General features: G+C 73.0%; 21 protein-coding genes. 9 read left to right on the forward strand and 12 right to left on the reverse strand.

Annotated features, from left to right (window positions below):
* Positions 1-2 precede the first annotated feature (2 nt).
* The 6 genes from pgl to tkt are packed head-to-tail and all read right to left on the reverse strand — an operon-like array spanning position 3 to position 8388.
* On the reverse strand, positions 3-746 hold the full coding sequence (pgl, locus tag L6241_RS00700) for a 6-phosphogluconolactonase (protein ID WP_368244371.1): 744 nt from the start codon (positions 744-746) through the stop codon (positions 3-5).
* The gene (gene opcA / locus L6241_RS00705) at positions 743-1870 is read right to left on the reverse strand and encodes a glucose-6-phosphate dehydrogenase assembly protein OpcA (protein ID WP_368244372.1); all 1128 of its coding nucleotides are present in this window, start codon (positions 1868-1870) and stop codon (positions 743-745) included. Before opcA ends, pgl begins: the two co-directional genes overlap by 4 nt.
* Positions 1867-3408, reverse strand: a complete 1542-nt coding sequence (gene zwf / locus L6241_RS00710) for a glucose-6-phosphate dehydrogenase (protein ID WP_368244373.1) — start codon at positions 3406-3408, stop codon at positions 1867-1869. The genes opcA and zwf overlap by 4 nt, the downstream gene beginning before the upstream one ends.
* Positions 3405-5021, reverse strand: a complete 1617-nt coding sequence (locus tag L6241_RS00715) for a glucose-6-phosphate isomerase (RefSeq protein ID WP_368244374.1) — start codon at positions 5019-5021, stop codon at positions 3405-3407. The genes zwf and L6241_RS00715 overlap by 4 nt, the downstream gene beginning before the upstream one ends.
* Positions 5018-6145, reverse strand: a complete 1128-nt coding sequence (gene tal / locus L6241_RS00720) for a transaldolase (protein WP_368244375.1) — start codon at positions 6143-6145, stop codon at positions 5018-5020. The genes L6241_RS00715 and tal overlap by 4 nt, the downstream gene beginning before the upstream one ends.
* A gap of 5 nt (positions 6146-6150) precedes the next feature.
* Entirely contained in the window at positions 6151-8388 is a 2238-nt protein-coding gene (tkt, locus tag L6241_RS00725; RefSeq protein ID WP_368245118.1) for a transketolase, read from the reverse strand.
* Positions 8389-8590: 202 nt separating this feature from the next.
* Here tkt and L6241_RS00730 point away from each other — a divergent pair, with 202 nt between their 5' ends.
* Positions 8591-9577: a heme o synthase gene (locus L6241_RS00730; protein ID WP_123091707.1), complete on the forward strand. Its 987-nt coding sequence runs from the start codon at positions 8591-8593 to the stop codon at positions 9575-9577.
* Here the strand turns inward: L6241_RS00730 and L6241_RS00735 are convergent.
* The 6 genes from L6241_RS00735 to L6241_RS00760 form a co-directional block, all read right to left on the reverse strand.
* The gene (locus L6241_RS00735; protein ID WP_368244376.1) at positions 9501-10880 is read right to left on the reverse strand and encodes an MFS transporter; all 1380 of its coding nucleotides are present in this window, start codon (positions 10878-10880) and stop codon (positions 9501-9503) included. The genes L6241_RS00730 and L6241_RS00735 overlap by 77 nt on opposite strands.
* Positions 10877-11473: a helix-turn-helix transcriptional regulator gene (locus L6241_RS00740; RefSeq protein WP_123091709.1), complete on the reverse strand. Its 597-nt coding sequence runs from the start codon at positions 11471-11473 to the stop codon at positions 10877-10879. Before L6241_RS00740 ends, L6241_RS00735 begins: the two co-directional genes overlap by 4 nt.
* Positions 11474-11560: 87 nt before the next feature.
* The gene (locus tag L6241_RS00745; RefSeq protein ID WP_368244377.1) at positions 11561-12487 is read right to left on the reverse strand and encodes a heme A synthase; all 927 of its coding nucleotides are present in this window, start codon (positions 12485-12487) and stop codon (positions 11561-11563) included.
* Between the two features lie 58 nt (positions 12488-12545).
* Positions 12546-12968 (reverse strand): hypothetical protein, encoded by a 423-nt coding sequence (locus tag L6241_RS00750; protein WP_368244378.1) that lies wholly within the window; start codon positions 12966-12968, stop codon positions 12546-12548.
* Between the two features lie 232 nt (positions 12969-13200).
* Positions 13201-13968: an ABC transporter permease gene (locus L6241_RS00755; RefSeq protein WP_368244379.1), complete on the reverse strand. Its 768-nt coding sequence runs from the start codon at positions 13966-13968 to the stop codon at positions 13201-13203.
* Entirely contained in the window at positions 13965-14669 is a 705-nt protein-coding gene (locus L6241_RS00760; protein ID WP_368244380.1) for an ABC transporter ATP-binding protein, read from the reverse strand. The genes L6241_RS00755 and L6241_RS00760 overlap by 4 nt, the downstream gene beginning before the upstream one ends.
* 113 nt (positions 14670-14782) lie before the next feature.
* Between L6241_RS00760 and L6241_RS00765 the strand changes: the two genes are divergently transcribed.
* From L6241_RS00765 to L6241_RS00800, 8 genes are read left to right on the forward strand one after another with little or no spacing between them, the layout of a single operon-like run.
* Positions 14783-15529, forward strand: coding sequence for a metalloregulator ArsR/SmtB family transcription factor (locus tag L6241_RS00765; protein WP_068275972.1), 747 nt, complete (start codon positions 14783-14785; stop codon positions 15527-15529).
* Entirely contained in the window at positions 15526-16947 is a 1422-nt protein-coding gene (gene sufB, locus L6241_RS00770) for a Fe-S cluster assembly protein SufB (protein ID WP_123091714.1), read from the forward strand. Before L6241_RS00765 ends, sufB begins: the two co-directional genes overlap by 4 nt.
* Before the next feature lie 2 nt (positions 16948-16949).
* Positions 16950-18149, forward strand: a complete 1200-nt coding sequence (gene sufD, locus L6241_RS00775) for a Fe-S cluster assembly protein SufD (RefSeq protein ID WP_368245119.1) — start codon at positions 16950-16952, stop codon at positions 18147-18149.
* Positions 18146-18499: a non-heme iron oxygenase ferredoxin subunit gene (locus tag L6241_RS00780; RefSeq protein WP_123091716.1), complete on the forward strand. Its 354-nt coding sequence runs from the start codon at positions 18146-18148 to the stop codon at positions 18497-18499. The genes sufD and L6241_RS00780 overlap by 4 nt, the downstream gene beginning before the upstream one ends.
* Before the next feature lie 50 nt (positions 18500-18549).
* The gene (gene sufC / locus L6241_RS00785) at positions 18550-19308 is read left to right on the forward strand and encodes a Fe-S cluster assembly ATPase SufC (RefSeq protein WP_368244381.1); all 759 of its coding nucleotides are present in this window, start codon (positions 18550-18552) and stop codon (positions 19306-19308) included.
* A complete protein-coding gene (locus tag L6241_RS00790) occupies positions 19308-20612 on the forward strand; it encodes an aminotransferase class V-fold PLP-dependent enzyme (protein ID WP_368244382.1) in 1305 nt (434 codons plus the stop codon). Before sufC ends, L6241_RS00790 begins: the two co-directional genes overlap by 1 nt.
* Positions 20612-21079 (forward strand): Fe-S cluster assembly sulfur transfer protein SufU, encoded by a 468-nt coding sequence (gene sufU / locus L6241_RS00795; protein WP_123091718.1) that lies wholly within the window; start codon positions 20612-20614, stop codon positions 21077-21079. Before L6241_RS00790 ends, sufU begins: the two co-directional genes overlap by 1 nt.
* Positions 21076-21402 carry a metal-sulfur cluster assembly factor gene (locus tag L6241_RS00800; protein WP_123091719.1) on the forward strand — a complete coding sequence of 109 codons (327 nt, stop codon included), beginning with the start codon at positions 21076-21078 and terminating at the stop codon, positions 21400-21402. Before sufU ends, L6241_RS00800 begins: the two co-directional genes overlap by 4 nt.
* Positions 21403-21424: the final 22 nt, after the last annotated feature.

Genomic DNA, 21424 nt, shown 5'->3' on the forward strand with positions numbered 1-21424 from the left:
CGTCAGCGGCTGAGGCTGGCTGCCTGCGCGGCGTCCTCGTCGAGGAACCACACGGTGCGGACGGTCCCGCGGACCTGCGCCGCCGAGGACACGTCGGGGCCGGCGCCGTCGAGGCCGTCGCGGACGGCCTGAGCCTTGTCCGCGCCCGCGACGACGAACCACACCTCGCGGGTGCGCTCCATCGCCTCGAAGGTCAGCGAGACCCGCTCCGGCGGCGGCTTGGGGGAGTCGTGCACCGCGACCGTGATCGCGTCCTGCGCCATCTGGGCCGGGTGACCGGGGAAGAGCGAGGCGACGTGCCCGTCGGGGCCGACCCCGAGCATGAGCACCTCGAAGCCGCCTCGGCCGACGGAGCGCAGCTCCTCGGCGTACCGGCCGGCGGCGTCCTCGACGTCGTCCGAGCCATCCGGCCCCGGCACGCGATGGACGCGATCGTCCGGCAGCCCGAGCCGCGGCAAGCCGGCCTCGTCGGCCTGGGTGTCATTGCGCTCGGGGTCCCCGGACGGGAGGTAGCGCTCGTCGCCCCACCACAGCCCGACGGCGGAGAGGTCGAGCGGCTCGCGCTCGTGCTCCGCCACGAGGGCCGAGACGCTCGCGCCCCCCATCGAGCCCCCGGTGAGACCGATCTCGACCGGTCGCCCGGCGGCGGTGGCCTCCTCGACCACCGCGCGCAGGCGCCGGCCGACGGCCGCCGCGAGCTCGGTCTTGCCGGGCTCGACGACGACCTCGACCGGCGCGCTGCTCACGAGCCCTCGCTCTTGTCCGCGAGCTTGCGGCGTGCGGCCTGCTTCACCGCTGCCGGCTCTGCCGACTTCTTCTCGGGCTCGGCCTGGACCATCGCCGAGCTGCGGGTCGCCCGGGCCTGCTTCTCCAGGCGCTCCTGGGTCTTGCGGCTCGACGAGGGGGAGGGGACCTCCCCCTTCGCCACGGCCTCGGTCATCGTCAGACGACGCATCGTCACCTGCGGCAGCCCCTTGGTGAGGGCGTCCTCGTAGACCTCGTCGGCGTCGAGCCGCCGCAGCTCGTCGGCGAGGCACTCGGCGTCGCTGCGGTGAGCCAGGGCGATCGCGCGCTGCGGCTGCCCCGTCTGGTCCATCGTCGCCGTCTCGCCGTCCTGCGGGCGCACGAGGTCGATGATCCCCGAGCGCCGCTCGAGGCGCACCGAGATGATCCCGCTGCGGTCGCGCGAGCGCACGACCGACACCGGGCAGCGCAGACGGTGCTGGAGCCAGCCCGCGAGCAGGTCGGTCGACGGCGAGTCGGCGGCACCGGTCACCGTCGCGCTCGTCACGGGCTCGAAGGGGGCCCGGTCCAGCGCCGAGGCGAGCAGCCCTCGCCACAGGGTGACGCGCGACCACGCGAGGTCGGTGTCGCCGGGGCTGTAGGAGCGGGCCAGGGTCTTCAGCACCGGCCCGATGCTCTCCAGCTGGGCCACGTCGGTGATCCGCCGCTGGGCCATCGCGCCGACAGGGTCGTGCGCGGGTGACTTCGGCGGGTCCTTCGGCCACCACGCGACGACGGGGGAGTCGGGCAGCAGCAGCGGGATGACGACGCTGCGGGCATGGGCGACGAGCGGCCCGTAGAGCCGCAGGACGACGACCTCGCTGGCCCCGGCGTCCCCGCCCAGACGGATCTGCGCGTCGAGGCGCGCCTTGCCGCGGGTGTTGCCCGAGGCGACCGCGACGATGCGGCACGGATGCTGGTGGCTCGCGTCGTTGGCGATCTCGACGGCGTCGTCGATGTCGGCCTCGTCGGCGATGACGACGAGGGTGAGGACGCGCGAGAGCGCCATCGACCCCACGTCCTGACGCAGCCGGACGAGCTTCTTCGAGATCGCCTGGGTCGTCGTGCTCGGCAGGTCGATGATCACGGCATCCTCCACTCGCGGCCGTCACGGTGCATCATCGCGTCAGCGCTCGTCGGGCCCCACGTGCCCGCGGGGTACTGATCGATGGAGCGCTGCTTGGCCCAGTACTTCTCGATGGGGTCGAGGATCTGCCAGGACAGCTCGACCTCCTCGTGCCGGGGGAAGAGCGGCGGGTCGCCGAGCAGCACGTCGAGGATGAGCCGCTCGTAGGCCTCCGGGCTCACCTCGGTGAAGGCGCGCCCGTAGCCGAAGTCCATCGAGACGTCGCGCACCTCCATCTGGTTGCCGGGCACCTTCGCCCCGAAGCGCATCGTGATGCCCTCGTCGGGCTGGACCCGGATGACGACGGCGTTCTGCCCCAGCTCCTCGGTCTCGGTGTCGTTGAAGGGCAGGTGCGGCGCCCGCTTGAAGACGACGGCGATCTCCGTCACCCGCTTGCCCAGGCGCTTGCCCGTGCGCAGGTAGAAGGGCACGTTCGCCCAGCGACGCGTGTCGATGTCGAGCCGCATCGCGGCATAGGTCTCGGTCGTCGAGGACTCGCCGACGCCGTCCTCGTCGCGGTAGCCGATGACGTGCTCGCCGCCCTGCCAGCCCTCGGCGTACTGACCACGTGCGGTGTGCTTGCCGAGGTCCTTGGGGATGCGCACCGCGGCGAGGACCTTCTCCTTCTCGGCCCGCAGCGCGTCAGCGGTGAAGCTCGTCGGCTCCTCCATCGCGGTGAGGGCGAGCAGCTGCAGGAGGTGGTTCTGGATGACGTCACGGGCCGCGCCGATGCCGTCGTAGTACCCCGCACGACCACCGATGCCGATGTCCTCGGCCATGGTGATCTGCACGTGGTCGACGTAGTGGCTGTTCCACACCGGCTCGAACATCTGGTTCGCGAAGCGCAGCGCCAGGAGGTTCTGGACCGTCTCCTTGCCGAGATAGTGGTCGATCCGGAAGATCGAGTCGGCCGGGAAGACCGACTCGACGACGTCGTTGAGCTCGCGCGCGCTCTTGAGGTCGTGCCCGAAGGGCTTCTCGATGACGACGCGTCGCCACGAGTCGCCCTCGCCGTGGGTCAGACCGCTGCGCTCGAGCTGCTGGCAGACCGTCGAGAAGGAGCCCGGGGGGATGGAGAGGTAGAAGGCGTGGTTGCCGTCGGTGCCCCGCTGCTCGTCGAGCTCGTGGACGGTCTCGGCGAGCAGGTCGAAGGCCGCGTCGTCGTCGAAGACGCCCGGCACGAAGCGGAAGCCCTCGGACAGCGCCCGCCACACCTCCTCCCGGAAGGGGGTGCGGGCGTGTGCCCGCACCGCCTCGTGGACGATCTTGCCGAAGTCCTGGTCCTCCCAGTCGCGACGGGCGAAGCCGACGAGGCTGAAGCCGGGCGGCAGCAGACCGCGGTTGGCGAGGTCGTAGATCGCCGGCAGGAGCTTTTTGCGGGCGAGGTCGCCCGTGACGCCGAAGAGCACGAGGCTGCACGGCCCGGCGATCTTCGGCAGGCGCTTGTCCCGTGGGTCGCGAAGGGGGTTGTCCGTCGCGGTCACCTTGGCCGGCTTCATGCGTCGCCCTGCGAGACGGCGGAGGTCACGGCGGCGACGCCGCCGTCACCGGTGAGGTGCAGGACGAGGACCGGACGCCCGTGGTCGACGAGCACCGAGGCGTCGCCCCCGGCCTGCGCGGCGACGAACTCGCCGAGCGTGAAGTCCCGGCCCGGGACCGGCAGGTCCGCGCGGGGGGTGTCGGTGACCTGGAGGAAGACCCCGGTCGCGGGCCCGCCCTTGTGGTACTGACCGGTCGAGTGCAGGAAGCGCGGGCCCCAGCCGAAGGTCGTCGGACGACCCGTGCGCTCGGCGAGGGTCGTCGCGACCTGCGCGAGCCCGGCGTGCTCCGCCCGGTCGAGGTAGGCCATGACGGCGACGTAGCCGTGCTCGGGGTCGAGCTGGGCGAGCAGCGCGTCGACCGCGTCGCTCACGGTGCTCGCGTCGCCGAGCCAGTCGCCGCCGAGTGCGCGCACCTCGACGTCTCCGTCGGTGACGTCGGGGGAGGCGGGGGCGTCCCCCTTCGCCTCGAGCAGACCGCGGGCGGCCGCCTTCGCGGACTCGACGTCGGGCTGGTCGAAGGGGTTGATGCTCAGCAGACGGCCGGCGGCCGCGGTCGCGACCTCCCACAGGAGCAGCTGGGCGCCGAGGGTCCCGCCGACGTCGACGACGGACGGGGCGGAGCTGTCCGGCTCCTCCTCGTGGTCGGTGCCGACGAGGCGCACGAGCGTCGCGTCGTCCGGCAGGGCCCGGTCACCGGGCGAGGGCAGGACGACGGGCAGGATCCCGCGCCCCTGCTTGCCGGTGGACTCCGCGATGAGCTGCTCGGCCCAGTCGCCGAAGCCGGCGGCCTGCGTGCCGTGCTCGAGGAGGTAGAGCTTGTCGCGCAGCGGGTCGGTGGCGGCCATCGCCGCGCCGAGGCGCAGGCCGGGGTTGGCCTCGTCGTCCTCGGCGAGCAGGTCGGTCACCGACTCGGCGTCGTCGAGGAGCTCCTCGACGTCGGCTCCGGCCAGACCGGAGGGCACGAGGCCGAAGGCGGTCAGCGCCGAGTAGCGCCCACCGACCTGCGGGTCGGCCGAGACGACGCGGTAGCCCGCGTCGCGGGCCTCCTGCTCGAGCGGGCTGCCCGGGTCGGTGACGACGACGATGCGACGCGCCGCGTCGATGCCGGCGTCGGCGAAGGCCTGCTCGAAGACCCGGCGCTGGCTGTCGGTCTCGACGGTGGAGCCGGACTTGCTCGAGACGACGACGACCGTGCGCTCGAGGTCGGTCACCGCGGCGCGCACGACGTCGGGGTGGCTCGAGTCGAGGACGACGAGCGGGACGCCCGCGGTGGCGCAGATGACCTCGGGCGCCAGCGAGCTGCCGCCCATGCCGCACAGGACGACCCGGTCGACGCCGTCGGCGCGCAGCTCGTCGCGCAGGGCGGCGATCTCGCCGACGAGGGGGCGTGAGGAGCGGGCCAGGCCCACCCAGGCCAGGCGCTTGGACGCCTCGTCCTCGGCCTCGGCGCCCCACAGGGTCGCGTCCTGCGCGAAGAGCCGGCTCGCGAAGCGCTCCTCGACGAGGGCGGGCACGGCGGAGGCGATCGCCTTCGCCGCCGCGCCCGCGGCGGAGACGGACAGGCTGCTCACTTCGTGCCGGCCTTGTCGAGCTCGGTGCGCACGCCGTCGAGCAGCTCGGCCCAGGACGCCTCGAACTTCTCGACGCCCTCGCGCTCGAGCTGGTCGGTGACCTCCGTGTAGTCGACGCCGAGCTCGGCGAGCCGGTCGAGGACCTGCTGCGCCTCCTCGTAGGTGCCGCTCACCTGGTCGCCGCGGACCTCGCCGTGGTCGAGGACCGCGTCGAGCGTCTTCTCCGGCATGGTGTTGACGGTGTTCGGGGCGGCGAGGTCGACGACGTACAGCGTGTCGCTGTAGTCGGGGTTCTTCACACCCGTCGAGGCCCACAGCGGACGCTGCTTGCGCCCGCCCTCGGCCTCGAGGCGCTCCCAGCGCGGGGTCGAGAAGACCTCCTCGTAGGCCTGGTAGGCGAGCCGGGCGTTCGCGACGCCGGCCTTGCCCCGCAGGGCGAGGGCCTCGTCGGTGCCGATCTTCTCGAGACGCCCGTCGATCTCGCTGTCGACGCGGGAGACGAAGAAGGAGGCGACCGAGTGGATCGTCGAGATGTCCTCGCCGGCCGCGAGGGCCTTCTCGAGACCCTCGAGGTAGGCGTTCATCACCGCGCGGTAGCGCTCGAGGCTGAAGATCAGGGTGACGTTGACGCTGATCCCCGCGCCCAGGGTGTCGGTGATCGCCGACAGGCCCTCCTGGGTCGCCGGGATCTTGATGAAGACCTGCGGGCGGTCGACGGTGTCGGACAGCGCCTGGGCGAGCTCCACCGTGCGCGCCGTGTCGCGGGCCGCGCGGGGGTCGACCTCGATCGAGACCCGGCCGTCGACGCCGTCGGTGGACTCGTAGATCGGGCGGAAGACGTCGCACGCCTCGCGCACGTCGTCGGTCGTCAGCGCGAAGACCGCGTCGTCGACGTCCGTGCCGGACGCGGCGAGCTCGCGCAGCTGCTCGTCGTAGGCGTCGCCCTCGGCGAGCGCGGCCTGGAAGATCGAGGGGTTCGTCGTCACGCCGACGATGCCCTTGGTCTCGACGAGCTCGACGAGGTTGCCCGAGCGCAGCCGCTCGCGCGAGAGGTCGTCCAGCCAGACGCTGACGCCGACCTCCTCGAGGTCCTGGATGGGTGCGGGCTTGCTGGAGGTGCTCATGTCGCTCACTTTCCGCTCTCGACGTCGGCCTTGGTGCTCGCCGGCTCCGGGGTGCCGACGTCCGTGCCGGTCTCGACGTCGCGCCGGGGCGCGGTCGCGTCGAGGTCGGGGACGACGGCCCGGTTGCGGGACGCCTTGAGGGAGTCCTTCGCGGCCTTGACGACCGCGGCCGGCGTGAAGCCGAACTTCTCGTACAGGGTCTGGTAGTCGGCGCTCGCGCCGAAGTGCTCGATGCTCACGCACCGGCCGGAGTCGCCGACGAGGTCGTGCCACCCCATGGCGACCGAGGCCTCGACGCTCACGCGGGCGGTGACGGCCGGGGGGAGGACCTCGTCCCGGTAGCGGCGCGACTGCCGCTCGAACCACTCGCGGCAGGGCATCGACACGACCCGGGTCGCGGTGCCCGAGCGCTCGAGCTTCTCCTGCGCCTCCAGGGCGATGGGGACCTCGGAGCCGGTGGCGATGATGATGATCTCGGGCGTGCCCCCCTTCGCCTCGGACAGGACGTAGGCGCCCTTCGCGGCGCCGGCGGCCTTGCCGTAGCGCTCCCGGTCGAGGACCGGGAGGTTCTGGCGCGAGAGCGCGAGGGCCGCGGTCCGGTCGTTCTCGAGGACCTGGCCCCACACGACCGCCGTCTCGTTGGCGTCGGCAGGGCGCACGACGTCGAGACCGGGCATGGCGCGCAGCGACGCGAGGTGCTCGACCGGCTGGTGGGTCGGGCCGTCCTCGCCGAGACCGATGGAGTCGTGCGTCCACACGAAGGTCACGGGCAGCTGCTGCAGGGCCGCGAGCCGCACGGCGGGGCGCATGTAGTCGCTGAAGACGAGGAAGGTGCCGCCGTAGGGGCGGGTGAGCCCCTCGAGCGCGATCCCGTTGAGGATCATGCCCATGCCGTTCTCACGGATGCCGAAGTGCAGCGTGCGGCCGTAGGGCCCGCCGGACCACATGTCGGTCTGCTTGCTCGTGGGGACGAAGGAGGGCTGGCCGTCCATCGTCGTGTTGTTGCTGCCGGCGAGGTCGGCGGAGCCGCCCCACAGCTCGGGCACGAGGTCGGCGAGGGCGGTGAGCACCTTGCCGGACGCGGCGCGCGTGGCCATGCCCTTCTCGCTGTCGGCGGGGAAGGTCGGCAGCGCACGGCGCAGCCCCTTGGGCAGCTCGTGGGCGACGAGGCGGTCGAGCAGCTCGGCGCGCTCGGGCTGGGCCTTGCGCCACGCGGTGTAGGTCTTGTCCCACTCCTTGTGCGCCGCCTTGCCGCGCGCCCCGACCTTGCGGGCGTGGGCGATGACGGAGCGGTCGACGGCGAAGGACTTCGCCGGGTCGAAGCCGAGGACCTCCTTGGTCGCCGCGACCTCGTCGGCGCCGAGCGCCGAGCCGTGGGCCGAGCCGGTGTCCTGCTTGCCGGGGGCCGGCCACGCGATGATCGTGCGCAGCTCGACGAGCGTGGGCCGGCGCGAGCGGCGCGACTTCTCCAGCGCCGTGAGCAGGGCGTCGACGTCCTCGACGTAGGCCGCCCCGTCGCCGTCCTTGCGCCAGTCGACGGTCACCGTCTCCCAGCCGTAGGCCTCGTAGCGCTTCGGCACGTCCTCGCTGAAGGAGATGTCGGTGTCGTCCTCGATGGAGATCTGGTTGTTGTCGTAGATCACCGTGAGGTTGCCGAGCTCCTGGTGGCCGGCGAGCGAGCTCGCCTCGGACGCCACGCCCTCCATGATGTCGCCGTCGGAGGCGATGACCCAGATGTGGTGGTCGAAGGGGGACTCGCCCGCCTTCGCGTCGGGGTCGAGCAGGCCGCGCTGACGGCGCTGCGCCATCGCCATGCCCACGGCGGTGGCCAGACCGGAGCCGAGCGGGCCGGTCGTCACCTCGACGCCCTTGGTGTGGTGGACCTCGGGGTGGCCCGGGGTCTGGCTGCCCCAGGTGCGCAGCGCCCTGAGGTCGTCGAGCTCGAGGCCGTACCCGCTGAGGTAGAGCTGGACGTACTGCGTGAGCGAGGAGTGGCCGCACGACAGGACGAAGCGGTCGCGGCCGAGCCACGTCGGGTCGGCGGGGTCGTGGCGCATGACCTGCTGGTAGAGCAGGTAGGCGACGGGGGCCAGGCTCATCGCCGTGCCGGGGTGGCCGTCGCCCTTGTGCTGGACGGCGTCGGCGGCGAGCAGGCGCGCGGTGTCGACCGCGGCGATGTCGAGGTCGTCCCAGCCGGCCGTGCGCGCGACGGGCTTCTTCAGCTCCGGGCTGCGCCTGCTCACGCTCGTGACCTTCGTCGTGGTCTTCTTCGCCGCCTTCTTCGCGGTCTGCGAGGGGGTCAAGGATGCCTTCTCTCTCGGGGGGCTGCCAGACCTGATCCAGCCTAGACCGGGTGGTGACACAGGTCGCACGTGCCGTCCAGGGCCGTTCCCCGTCGTCTCGTCGTCGACCCGGCGGTCTCGAGCCCGACGCACGGGCGATACCATGGAGGTTCTGCTCCCCACGCTCATCGAGGACCCCTTGACGACGATCGACCGGACGCACGCGCCCGTGCCCGTGACGTCATCTCGTCGACGCAAGGCAGCGGCCTACGTCGCGCTCACCAAGCCCCGGATCATCGAGCTGCTGCTCGTGACGACCGTGCCCGTGATGTTCCTCGCCCAGCGGGGCCTGCCGGACCTGTGGCTCGTCGTGGCCACGCTCGTCGGCGGCTCGCTGAGCGCCGGCGCGGCGAACACCTTCAACATGGTCTACGACCGCGACATCGACGCGCAGATGGGTCGCACGGCGCACCGTCCGCTCGTCACCGGCGAGGTGACGCCGCGGGCGGCGATGGTCTTCGGGGTCCTGCTGACGATCGCCTCCACCGCGTGGCTCGGCCTGCTCGTCAACCCGCTCTCCGCGGCGCTCTCGCTCGGCGCGATCCTCCTCTACGCCGTCGGCTACACGATGATCCTCAAGCGCCGCACCGCGCAGAACATCGTGTGGGGCGGCATCGCCGGGTGCATGCCGACGCTCATCGGCTGGTCCGCGGTGACGAACAGCGTCCAGTGGCCGGCGATCATCCTCTTCCTCGTCATCTTCTTCTGGACGCCGCCGCACTACTGGCCGCTGTCCATGCGCTTCACCGAGGACTACGCCCGCGCCGGCGTGCCCATGCTCCCGGTCGTCGAGGGCAACGTCACCGTCGCGCGCCAGATCGTCGCGTACTCGTGGGTCATGGTCGCGACCTCGCTGGCCCTCGTGCCCGTCGCCGACATGGGATGGCTCTACCTCGGCGCCGCGCTGCTGTCCGGCGCGCTCTTCCTGCGCGAGGCGCACCGGCTGCTCTCCGCCGCGCGCGCCGGCCTCTCGCAGGCGAAGATGCGCCCGATGCGCCTCTTCCACTTCTCCATCACCTACGTCTCGCTGCTCTTCCTCGGCGTGGCGCTCGACCCCCTGCTGCACCTGCCGCTGCCCGGCCTGGCCTGACCCCGCCGCGGTCTCGTGCCTCGTCCCGGCGCCCCGGGTCGTCGAGCCGGCCGGACGGCAGGTCCCGCAGCCTCGCCCAGGGCGAGAGCAGGGTCGCCAGGGTCGCGACGACGTGCAGCCCCGCCATGAGCAGGATCGTCTGACGCAGCCCCACGGCACCGCCGAGGCCGCCCGCGACGAGGGCGCCGAGCGGCATGGAGCCGAAGTTGACGACGGCCGCGGCGCCCGAGGTGCGACCGAGCAGGTCGGCCGGCACCCAGCGCTGGCGGAAGGCCCCGCGCACGACGTTGGCCCCGACGAGACCCAGGCCCACGAGGGCGGAGCCGAGCGGCACCAGCCAGATCCCGTGCCCCGGGCCGGCCAGGCCGACGAGCAGCGCGGGCGGGCCACCGGCGAGCTGGAGCACGAGCATCGCCCGGGCGCTGCCCAGCAGGCGCGACACCCGGGCGGCGACCACCGCGCCGACGAGGCCCCCGGTCGCCCCGAGGGCGAGAAGCAGCCCGACCGAGCCCGGGGTGGCCTCCAGGTCGCGCAGCAGGAGGAGCACGAGGAGCGTCTGGTAGCCGGTGAGCGCGAAGTTGCTCGCCCCGCCCTGGACGGTGAACCACGCGAGGTAGCGGTCGCCGAAGGTCACCCGCAGCCCCTCGCGCACCATCGGCCCGACCCGCTCGCGCTCCTGGCCCGCGGCGGCCCGCTCGGGCCGGCCGCCCCGGATCCGCCACAGGCAGAGCGCGGAGACGAGGAAGCTCACGACGTCGACGACGAGCGCGAGCGCGCCGCCGACGAGCTGGACGAGCAGACCGCCCGCCCCGGGGCCGGCGACCTGCATCGCCGACTCCGTGCCGTAGACCCGCCCGTTCGCCGCCTCGAGGTCCTGCGGGCGCACGAGCCGGGTGAGCAGCCCGGGGTAGGCGGTGCGGAAGACGACGTCCTTGACCCCGCTGCCGAGCGCGGCGAGCACGAGATGGGGCAGGCCGAGCACGCCGAGGGCCCAGGCGAGCGGGACGGAGGCGAGGACGAGCGCGCCGAGCAGGTCGGCGGCGATCATGAGGCGCCGGGTGTCGCCGCGGTCGACCCAGGCGCCGGCGGGCAGCCCGAGGACCAGCCAGGGCAGCCACACGGCAGCGGTGAGGACGCCCATCCAGCCCGCCGAGGCGCCCAGGGAGACGGCGAGGACGGGCAGGACGACGAGGGTCGTCATCGAGCCGAGGACGGAGACCGCCTCGCCGGACCAGAGCAGGGCGAAGTCCCGGTTGCGGCTCAGCGGGGGAGCGGGGGCAACCGGTGCGGGTGCGGTGGTCATGGCCGGCTGGGGAAGCCGCGCGCGGCGACGTAGATCGACTCGCGCTGGACGTCGTCGTCGGGGGTCTCGCGGGTGCTCCACCGCTCGAGGACGTCCATGACCTCCTCGGCGACCTGCCGGAGCTCGTCGGGGCTCAGGCGCAGCCAGTTCTGCGTGGCGAAGGCGGCGTCGGCCCACTCGCCGGTGCCGTCGTCGGCGGCGAGCCACTCCTGGACCCGCTCGGACGTGCGGCGCCACACGAGGGCCTCCGCGGCGTCGGCGGCGGCCAGGGCCGCGGGGTCCGAGATCTCTGACCGGGACCACCGGGTGCCGCGCCCGACGAGACGCCACCAGCGCTCGCGCCGGTCGCGCGCCAGCTCCGGCGCCTCCTCGACGAGCCCCGCCTCGGCGAGGACCTTGAGGTGGTGGCTCGCGCTGCCGACGGCCTGGTCGGTCGCCTCGGCGAGCCGGCTCGCGGTCGCTGGTCCGTCGGCCTTGAGGGCGTCGAGGATGCGGGAGCGAAGGGGGTGGGCCAGGGCGGACAGGGCGCGCGCCTCGGTGAGGGTGCGGATCCCCTCACGGGCACGCCGGGTCTGCGGGGTGGGGTCGTCCATGTCACCGACACTAAACCCACAAGAGTGGTTGCACAAGACATCTTGTAGGTCTCCCCGGGTGCGACGGGGGTGGAGGTGCGGGTGGGGTCAGTCCTCGTCGACGGCGGTGCGCGTGAGCACGACGGCGCGGGTCACGGCGACGACGAGGAGGGAGGCGCCGAGCATGTGCGCGAGGACGAGCGCCTCGGGCAGCTTCGTGAGGTACTGCACGTAGCCGATGAGCCCCTGGGCGAGCGTCACCGCCATGACGACGCCCCAGGCGCGGCTGGCCCGGCTCGTGCGCCCGGTGACCGCGGCCCCGAGCCACACGGCGGCCACGAGGCCGACGAGGAGCATGACGGAGTCGGCGTGGAGCCAGGAGATCGTCCGGGGGTCGAAGCCGGTGCGGGCCGGGGTGTCGGCATCACCGGAGTGCGGGCCCGAGCCGGTGACGACCGTGCCGAGCGCGAGGACGACGACGAGGACGGCGACGACCGCGGCCTGGGCCCGGTCGACGAGGGGGTGCACCTGCGCCCTCCCGGCGGGATGGGTCGAGCGCCACAGCATCCACGACGCGGTGGCGACGAGCACCATCGAGGCGAGGAAGTGGAAGGCGACGATCCACGGGTTGAGCCCGGTGAGGACGGTGATGCCCCCGACGACCGCCTGCGCGGCGATGCCCGCGAGGACGACGAGCGCACCCGTGCGCAGGTCGCGACGCTCGCGCGCGTACCGGAAGAGCGCCCACAGCAGGCCGAGCGCGACGAACCCGAGCAGCCCGGTGAGGGTCCGGTTGCCGAACTCGATGAGCTTGTGGACGCCCTCCTCCTGCTCCACGGTCGGCACGTAGGAGCCGGGGACGCACTGCGGCCACGTCGGGCACCCGAGGCCCGACCCGGTGAGCCGGACGAGCCCGCCGGTGACGACGATGCCGACCTGGCAGACGAGGTTGGCGACGAGCAGCACCCTCAGCAGGGGGTGGACGACCCCCTTCGCCGGGGAGGTCGGGGCGATCGGGGCGGTCTGCACGGGCACCCCCCAACGGTAGGCCGACGTGGGCTGCAGGACCGCATCGGGTCCGCCGACCGGGGGCTCACTCCCCGCCGTGCGGGAGGCCCTGGCTCTGCTGCACGACGTCGCTCCACGCGACCTGGGCCCCGGTGTGGCCGGCGCGGACGACGAACCACAGCGCGGCGAGCGAGACGAGGACGAGGGCCACCCGGACGGCCAGCGCGGCCGCGGGGCTGTCGACCACGGGCAGCCGGGGCACGCGGCCGGAGCGCGAGGGCAGGAGCCACAGCACGGCGAGGACGACGACCACGGCGAAGACGGCGATGACGGTACGGGCGAGGTCGCCGGCCTGCGTGTGCGTCTCGAGCGCGGGGTCCTGCAGCCCCAGCGCCCGCAGCCGGCCCTCGAGCGCCTCGCCGCTCGAGGCGGCGACGACGGCGCTCAGCGCGGAGACGACCGCGAGGGAGAGGGTGGGCCAGGTGAGCGCCGAGCGCCACCGGGGCACGAGGGCGTAGGCCGCGGCCGCGAGGGCGGCCAGGGGGGGGTGAGCACGACGACCGCGTGGATGACGAGGACGTGGACGGGCAGACCGGCGACGGTGTCGAGCATGGGGGACCTCCGAGGAGCAGGGCCGTGGACGTCTCGAACCTCGGGCTGCCAGGCCGTGCCGACCCGGTGGACCCGCTGTGGAGGACCTGTGAGTCCTGACGCCCGTGACCGGGTGCCGACCGCCCGGCTCAGTCGTCCCAGCGGAAGGTGCGCACGGCGACCGCGCTCAGGCCGAGCGCCCAGCCGAGGAGCACGAGCCACGGCGCCCACGGCAGCCCGCCGTCGGCGGACAGGCGCATCGCGTCGCCGAGCGCGCCCGAGGGGAGCCAGCGAGTCACGGCCGCCAGGCCGGGGGAGAAGACCTCAGAGGCGAGCAGCAGCCCGCCGGCACCCGCGAGGAGGACCCACACGAGGTTGGCGAGCGCGAGGACGGCCTCGGCCCGCAGCGTCCCTGCGAGCACGAGGGCGAGGGCGACGAAGGCCCAGGCCCCGAGGGCGACGCTGACCACGCCGGTGGGCAGGCCAGACCAGGCCGGCCGCCAGCCCATCGTCAGGGCGGCCGCCCCGACGACGACGAGCTGACCGACGAGCGCGGCGAGCACCGCGAGCGCCTTGCCCAGGAGCAGGCCGTCGCGGCCGAGCGGCGTCGTGCCGAGCAGCCGCAGGACGCCGTAGCGCCGGTCGAAGCCGGTCTGGATGGCCTGCCCGGTGAAGGCGGTGCTCACGACGACGAGGGCGAGGACCCCCGGGGCGACGGCGTCGACGCGGGGCTCGGGCAGGTCGGGGTAGGGCGCGAGGACCAGCCCGACGAGCGCGAGGAGGGGCAGGACGAGCGAGACGAGGAGCTGCTCGCCGTTGCGCAGCAGCACGCCGGCCTCGTAGCCGGCCTGGGCGAGCACCCGGCGGGACGCCGGGGCGGGAGAGGGACGCGCGGACGGCGGCGTCGCGGTGCTCATGCGGCCTCCCCGCTCGTCAGGGCGAAGTAGCGCTCCTCGAGGGAGTCGCCGCCGACCTCGGAGAGCGTGCCGGCCGCGACGACGCGGCCCGCGTGCATGATGACGACGCGGTCGGCGAGGCGCTCGGCCTCGGCGAAGGAGTGCGTCGTCACGAGGAGCGCCGCGCCCTCGTCGCTCACGCGGCGCAGGAGGGCGTGCACCTCGCGCTGGGCGTGGGGGTCGAGCCCGGCGGCCGGCTCGTCGAGGAAGGCCACCTCGGGGCGGCCGACGAGCGCGGCCGCGAGGGCGAGGCGCTGGCGCTGGCCCCCGCTGAGCCGGCGCACGGCGGTGCGGGCGAAGGGGGCGATGCCCAGGGACTCGACGAGCTCGTCGCGACGGCTGACGCCGCCGTGCAGCCGCTCGAGGTGGGCGAGCAGGCGCTGCGGCGAGACCGACTGTGGCAGCCCGCCGTCCTGGAGCATGACGCCGACCCGCGCGCGGTGCGCGGCATCGGCGTGCCAGGGGTCGGCGCCGAGGACGCGGACCGTGCCGGAGTCGGGCCGCTGCAGGCCCTCGAGGCACTCGACGGTCGTCGTCTTGCCGGCGCCGTTCGGCCCGAGGACGCACGTGATCTCGCCGAGCTCGGCGGTGAGGGTGGCCCCGTCGACCGCGCGCACGGAGCCGAAGGACCGGTGGAGGTCGGTCACGGCTACGGCGGTCACGGGAGGGCAGTCTACGGTCGTCGGGGGCACCCCTTCGCACCCCCTGCCCGGGCCGCGGACGGTAAGGGTCACCTTCCTTTGTGACGCTCTCCCGATTTACGTAACATGGGTGTGTGGTTAATACGCGACGCGCGGCCCAGCCGCACGACCTCGGCCCTGCCGAGAGCGACGCGCGTACCCGCGACCGCGTCCTCGCGACCGTGAGCGAGCGAGGACCGATCACCGCGGCTCGTCTCGCCGCCGATCTCGGCCTCACCCCGCCCGGCGTGCGGCGGCACCTCGACCAGCTCGCCCTCGACGGTCTCGTCGAGGACCGCGACCCCGCGGCCAGCAAGCGCGGCCGCGGACGGCCCGCCCGCGAGTGGGTCGTCACCGGCGCCGGGCACGACGTCCTGCCCGCGGGCTACGAGACCCTCGCCGGCGACGCGGTCCGCTTCCTCGCCGCCGCGGCCGGCCCGCAGGCCGTCGCCGACTTCGCCCGCGCCCGGATGGCCCGGGTCGAGGAGCGCTACGAGGCCGACGTCACCGCGGCCGGCCCCGACCCCCGCGCCCGCACCGAGGCGCTCGTCTCCGCCCTGCGCCGCGAGGGCTTCGCCGCCTCCGCCCGTCCGGTGGGGGCCGGTGGTCTCGCGGGCGTCCAGCTGTGCCAGGGTCACTGCCCGGTGCAGCACGTCGCCGCCGAGTTCCCCGACTTCTGCGAGGCCGAGCGCGAGTCCTTCTCGCGACTGCTCGGCGTGCACGTCCAGCGCCTCGCCACGCTCGCGCAGGGCGACCACGTGTGCACGACCTTCGTGCCCACCCCCGACATCCCCCCGTCCACCAGCTCGTCCACCCACCCTGAAGAGAGGGGCTCACGATGACCACGAACATCGAAGACCTCAACCCCGGCCTCAAGGACATCGGCCGCTACGAGTACGGCTGGGCCGACTCCGACACCGCCGGCGCCTCCGCGCAGCGCGGTCTGAGCCAGGCCGTCGTCGACGACATCTCCGGGCGCAAGAACGAGCCCGAGTGGATGCAGGCCCTGCGCCGCAAGTCCCTCGGCCTGTTCGAGAAGAAGCCCATGCCGAGCTGGGGCAGCGACCTCACGGGCATCGACTTCCAGAACATCAAGTACTTCGTGAAGTCGACGGAGAAGCAGGCCACGAGCTGGGAGGACCTGCCCGAGGACATCAAGGCGACCTACGACCGGCTCGGCATCCCCGAGGCGGAGAAGCAGCGTCTCGTCGCCGGTGTCGCCGCGCAGTACGAGTCCGAGGTCGTCTACCACCAGATCCGCGAGGACCTGGAGGAGAAGGGTGTCATCTTCGTCGACACCGACAGCGGGCTGCGCGAGCACGAGGACCTCTTCCGCGAGTACTTCGGCACCGTCATCCCCGCCGGCGACAACAAGTTCGCCGCGCTCAACACGGCGGTGTGGTCGGGCGGCTCCTTCATCTACGTGCCCCCGGGCGTCCACGTCGACATCCCGCTGCAGGCCTACTTCCGGATCAACACCGAGAACATGGGCCAGTTCGAGCGCACGCTGATCATCGCCGACGAGGGCAGCTACGTGCACTACGTCGAGGGATGCACCGCCCCGATCTACAAGACCGACAGCCTGCACAGCGCCGTCGTCGAGATCGTCGTGAAGAAGAACGCCCGCGTGCGCTACACGACGATCCAGAACTGGAGCAACAACGTCTACAACCTCGTCACCAAGCGCGCGACGTGCGCCGAGGGCGCGACGATGGAGTGGATCGACGGCAACATCGGCTCCAAGGTGACGATGAAGTACCCGGCCGTCTTCCTCATGGGCGAGCACGCCCGGGGCGAGACCCTGTCCATCGCCTTCGCCGGCGAGGGCCAGCACCAGGACGCGGGCAGCAAGATGGTCCACGCCGCCCCGAACACCTCGAGCACGATCGTCAGCAAGTCCGTCGCCCGCGGCGGCGGCCGCACGAGCTACCGCGGTCTCGTCCAGGTCCTCGAGGGCGCGACGAACTCGAAGGCCTCCGTGGTCTGCGACGCGCTGCTCGTCGACACGATCAGCCGGTCCGACACCTACCCCTACGTCGACGTCCGCGAGGACGACGTGCAGATGGGTCACGAGGCGACCGTCTCGAAGGTCTCCGACGACCAGCTCTTCTACCTCATGTCCCGCGGGATGAGCGAGGAGGAGGCGATGGCGATGATCGTGCGCGGCTTCGTCGAGCCCATCGCCAAGGAGCTGCCGATGGAGTACGCCCTCGAGCTCAACCGCCTCATCGAGCTGCAGATGGAAGGAGCAGTGGGTTGAGCCTGCTGACGCAGAACCCGAGCACCCCCAACCCGAGGGCGCACAGCCACGGCGGCCCGGTCGTCCCCGACCAGTCGCGGGCGGAGCGCACGCGCTCCTTCGACCCCGCGGACTTCGCGGTCCCCACGGGCCGCGAGGAGGACTGGCGCTTCACGCCGGTCGCCGACCTGCACTCGCTGCTCGGCGGCGAGTCGACGGGCGGTGCGCTCTCCCGCGAGGAGTCGCTGCCCGAGGGCGTGACCACCTCGGTCATCACCTCGGAGCAGGCCCGCGAGCTCGGCGCGCCCGAGCCGGCCGACCGCGCCGCGGTCCTCGCCGCCAGCGGGTCCGACGGGGTCCTGCACCTGCAGGTCCCCGCCGATGCCGACGTCTCCGCGCCGGTGCACCTGCGCCTGTCCGGCGACGGCGGCACCGCCTACGGCCAAGTCCTCGTCACCGTCGGCCGCTTCGCCCGCGCGACGGTCGTCGTCGAGCACACCGGCGACGCGCGCTACAGCGAGCTGCTGAGCGTCGTCACCGGCGACGGCTCCGACCTCACACTCGTGAGCACCCAGGAGTGGGCCGACAGCGCCCAGCACCTGGCGCAGCACGACGTCGTCGTCGGCCGTGACGCCCGCGTGCGTCACATCGCCGTCACCCTCGGCGGTGGCGTCGTGCGGCTGAGCACGAACGCGACCTACGCCGGCCCCGGGGCCAGCTTCGAGGGTCTCGGCGTCTACTTCGCCGACAGCGGCCAGCACCTCGAGCACCGGCTCTTCGTCGACCACGAGGCGCCGCACTGCACGAGCAACGTCGAGTACAAGGGCGCCCTGCAGGGCGAGACCGCCCGCACCGTGTGGGTCGGCGACGTCCTCATCCGCGCGGCGGCCGAGGGCACCGACACCTACGAGCTCAACCGCAACCTCGTGCTCACCGACGGCGCCCGCGCCGACTCGGTCCCCAACCTCGAGATCGAGACCGGCGAGATCGCCGGCGCCGGCCACGCCTCGACGACCGGCCGGCTCGACGCGCAGCACCTCTTCTACCTCCAGTCCCGCGGGATCCCGGTGGAGGAGGCCCGTCAGCTCGTCGTGCGCGGCTTCTTCGCGAGCACCATCGGGCGGATCGGCGTCCCCGAGGTCACCGAGCGCATCATGGGTGCGATCGAGGCCGAGCTCGCCGGGGCCGACCTCAGTTCGCTCGCCCCTGCGGACGCGTCGTGAGCGCCGTCGCCGAGCCGACGTACGGCGAGCCCGTCCACGTCTGCCACCGGGACGACCTGCCCGAGACCGGGGCCGCCCAGGCCGAGGTCGACGGCCGGCTCGTCGCGATGATCCGCACCGAGGACGGCGCGATCCACGCGATCGACGACACGTGCACCCACGCGGCCGTGTCGCTGTCCGAGGGCGAGCTCGAGGGCTGCCAGCTCGAGTGCTGGCTCCACGGCTCGACCTTCGACGTGCGCACCGGCCAGCCCTCCGGGCTGCCGGCGACGATCCCCGTCGCCGTCCACCAGGTCAGCGTCGACGAGACCGGTGCGGTCTACGTCGCCCTGGCCACCGGCCGCCGCTGAGCGGCCCACCGACATCCCCCTTCGCACGACACGAGAGAAGTGAGCACCGCATGAGCACCCTCGAGATCCGCGACCTGCACGTCAGCGTCGACACCGAGGACGGCCCCAAGGAGATCCTCAAGGGCGTCACGCTGACGATCCGCAGCGGCGAGACCCACGCGATCATGGGCCCCAACGGCTCGGGCAAGTCCACCCTGGCGTACTCCATCGCCGGGCACCCGAAGTACACCGTCACCTCCGGCACCGTGACCCTCGACGGCGACGACGTCCTCGCGATGTCGGTCGACGAGCGCGCCCGCGCCGGGCTCTTCCTCGCGATGCAGTACCCCGTCGAGGTCCCCGGCGTCACGGTGAGCAACTTCCTGCGCACCGCGAAGACCGCCGTCACCGGTGAGGCGCCGAAGCTGCGCACCTGGGTCAAGGACGTCAAGGGCGCGATGGAGGGTCTGAAGATGGACTCCGCCTTCGCCGAGCGCAACGTCAACGAGGGCTTCTCCGGCGGCGAGAAGAAGCGCCACGAGATCCTCCAGATGGAGCTGCTCGAGCCGAAGTTCGCCGTCCTCGACGAGACCGACTCCGGTCTCGACGTCGACGCGCTGCGCATCGTCTCCGAGGGCGTCAACCGCGCCAAGGAGGCCACCGGCGCCGGTGTCCTGCTCATCACGCACTACACCCGGATCCTGCGCTACATCACGCCGGACCACGTCCACGTCTTCGTCGACGGCGCGATCGCCGAGCAGGGTGGCCCCGAGCTCGCCGACGAGCTCGAGGCGAACGGCTACGACCGGTTCATCACCGCGAGCGCCTGATGACCGGCCTCCTCGACGAGCGGGAGCTCGCCGCCCTGCGCGGCGAGTTCCCCATCCTCGGGCGGACGGTGCGCGACGACAAGCCGCTGGTCTACCTCGACTCCGGCGCGACCTCGCACAAGCCGCTCGCCGTCCTCGACGCCGAGCGCGACTTCCTCGTCACGGCCAACTCGGCCCCGCACCGTGGGGCGCACGCGCTCTCGGAGGAGGCCACCGAGGCCTACGAGGACGCCCGGCGCGTCGTCGCCCGCTTCGTCGGCGGCCGTGAGGACGAGGTCGTCTTCACCAAGAACGCGACCGAGGCGCTCAACCTCGTCGCGTACGCCTTCAGCAACGCCGCGCACAGCGACATCCCCGGTCACGAGCGCTTCGTGCTCGGGCCCGGCGACGAGGTCCTCGTCACCGAGATGGAGCACCACGCGAACCTCGTGCCGTGGCAGGAGCTGTGCCGGCGCACCGGGGCGACCCTGCGCTGGATCGGCGTCACCGAGGAAGGCCGGCTCGACCTCACCGACCTCGGCGAGCTCGTCACGCAGCGCACGAAGGTCGTCGCCCTCACCCACGTGAGCAACGTCCTCGGCACGGTCAACCCCGTGCGCGAGGTCGCCGACGCCGCGCATGCCGTGGGCGCGCTCGTCGTCGTCGACGCCTGCCAGTCGGTGCCGCACCTGAGCATCGACGTGAGCACGCTCGGCGCCGACTACATCGCCTTCTCCGGGCACAAGGTCTACGGGCCGTCCGGCATCGGCGTGCTGTGGGGCCGCTCGGAGCTGCTCGCGGCGATGCCGCCCTTCCTCACCGGCGGCTCGATGATCGAGACCGTCCACATGGAGCGCTCGACGTACGCGCCCCCGCCCACCCGCTTCGAGGCCGGCGTGCCCATGACGAGCCAGGCGATCGGTCTCGGCGCCGCGTTGCGCTGGGTCGAGGGCATCGGCATGGACCGCATCGCGGCCCACGAGCAGGCCCTGACCCGGCTCGTCCTCGACGGTCTCGCCGAGCGCCCCTGGGTCCGCGTCGTCGGCCCGACGGACATGATGCACCGCGGCGCGGCCGTGGCCTTCGTCGTCGACGGCGTCCACGCGCACGACGTCGGGCAGATCCTCGACGACTCCGGTGTTGCAGTCCGTGTGGGCCACCACTGCGCCTGGCCGCTGCACCGCCGGTACGGCATCGCGGCCTCCGCGCGGGTCTCGCTCGCCGTCTACAACACCCCCGGCGAGGTCGAGGCCTTCCTCACCGCCCTCGATCGCATCCCCGCGGTCTTCGGCATCGACACGACGACAGGGAGCGTCTCCGTCTGATGGACCTCTACCAAGAGCTGATCCTCGAGCACAGCAAGCGCCCGCACGGCGCCGGGCTGCGCGAGGGGCACGACGCCGAGGTGCACCACGTCAACCCCACGTGCGGTGACGAGGTCACCCTTCGGGTGCACGTCGAGGGCGCCGGTGCCGACGCCCGGATCGCCGACATCTCCTACGAGGCGACCGGGTGCTCGATCTCGACCGCGTCGACCTCGATCCTGGCCACCGAGGTGACCGGGGAGGAGATCGCCGAGGCGATGCGCACCCACGCCGCGATGCGGCACATGCTCACGAGCAAGGGGCAGGACCCCGGCGACGAGGAGGTCATCGGCGACGGCGTCGCCCTGGCCGGCGTCGCGAAGTACCCCGCGCGCGTCAAGTGCGCGCTGCTGGGCTGGATGGCCCTCACCGACGCCCTCGCCCAGGCGGGCGTCGACGTCACCGCGACCGAAGGAGAGCAGGCATGAGCACGACGCAGACCCCCGCCAACGTGGCCGACGTCGAGGAGGCCCTGCGCGACGTCGTCGACCCCGAGCTCGGCATCAACGTCGTCGACCTCGGCCTCGTCTACGGCATCACCGTCGACCCGCAGAACCACGCCGTCGTCGACATGACGCTCACCTCGGCGGCCTGCCCGCTGACCGACGTCATCGAGGACCAGGTAGCCCAGGCCGTCGACGGGCTCGTCACCGGGCATCGCATCAACTGGGTGTGGATGCCGCCGTGGGGCCCGGACAAGATCACCGACGACGGCCGCGAGCAGCTGCGCGCCCTCGGCTTCAACATCTGAGGGCTCGCCCCGCGCGCGTGGC

The organism is Janibacter sp. Y6 (assembly GCF_040900765.1).
GTDB classification, from domain to species: Bacteria; Actinomycetota; Actinomycetes; order Actinomycetales; family Dermatophilaceae; genus Marihabitans; species Marihabitans melonis.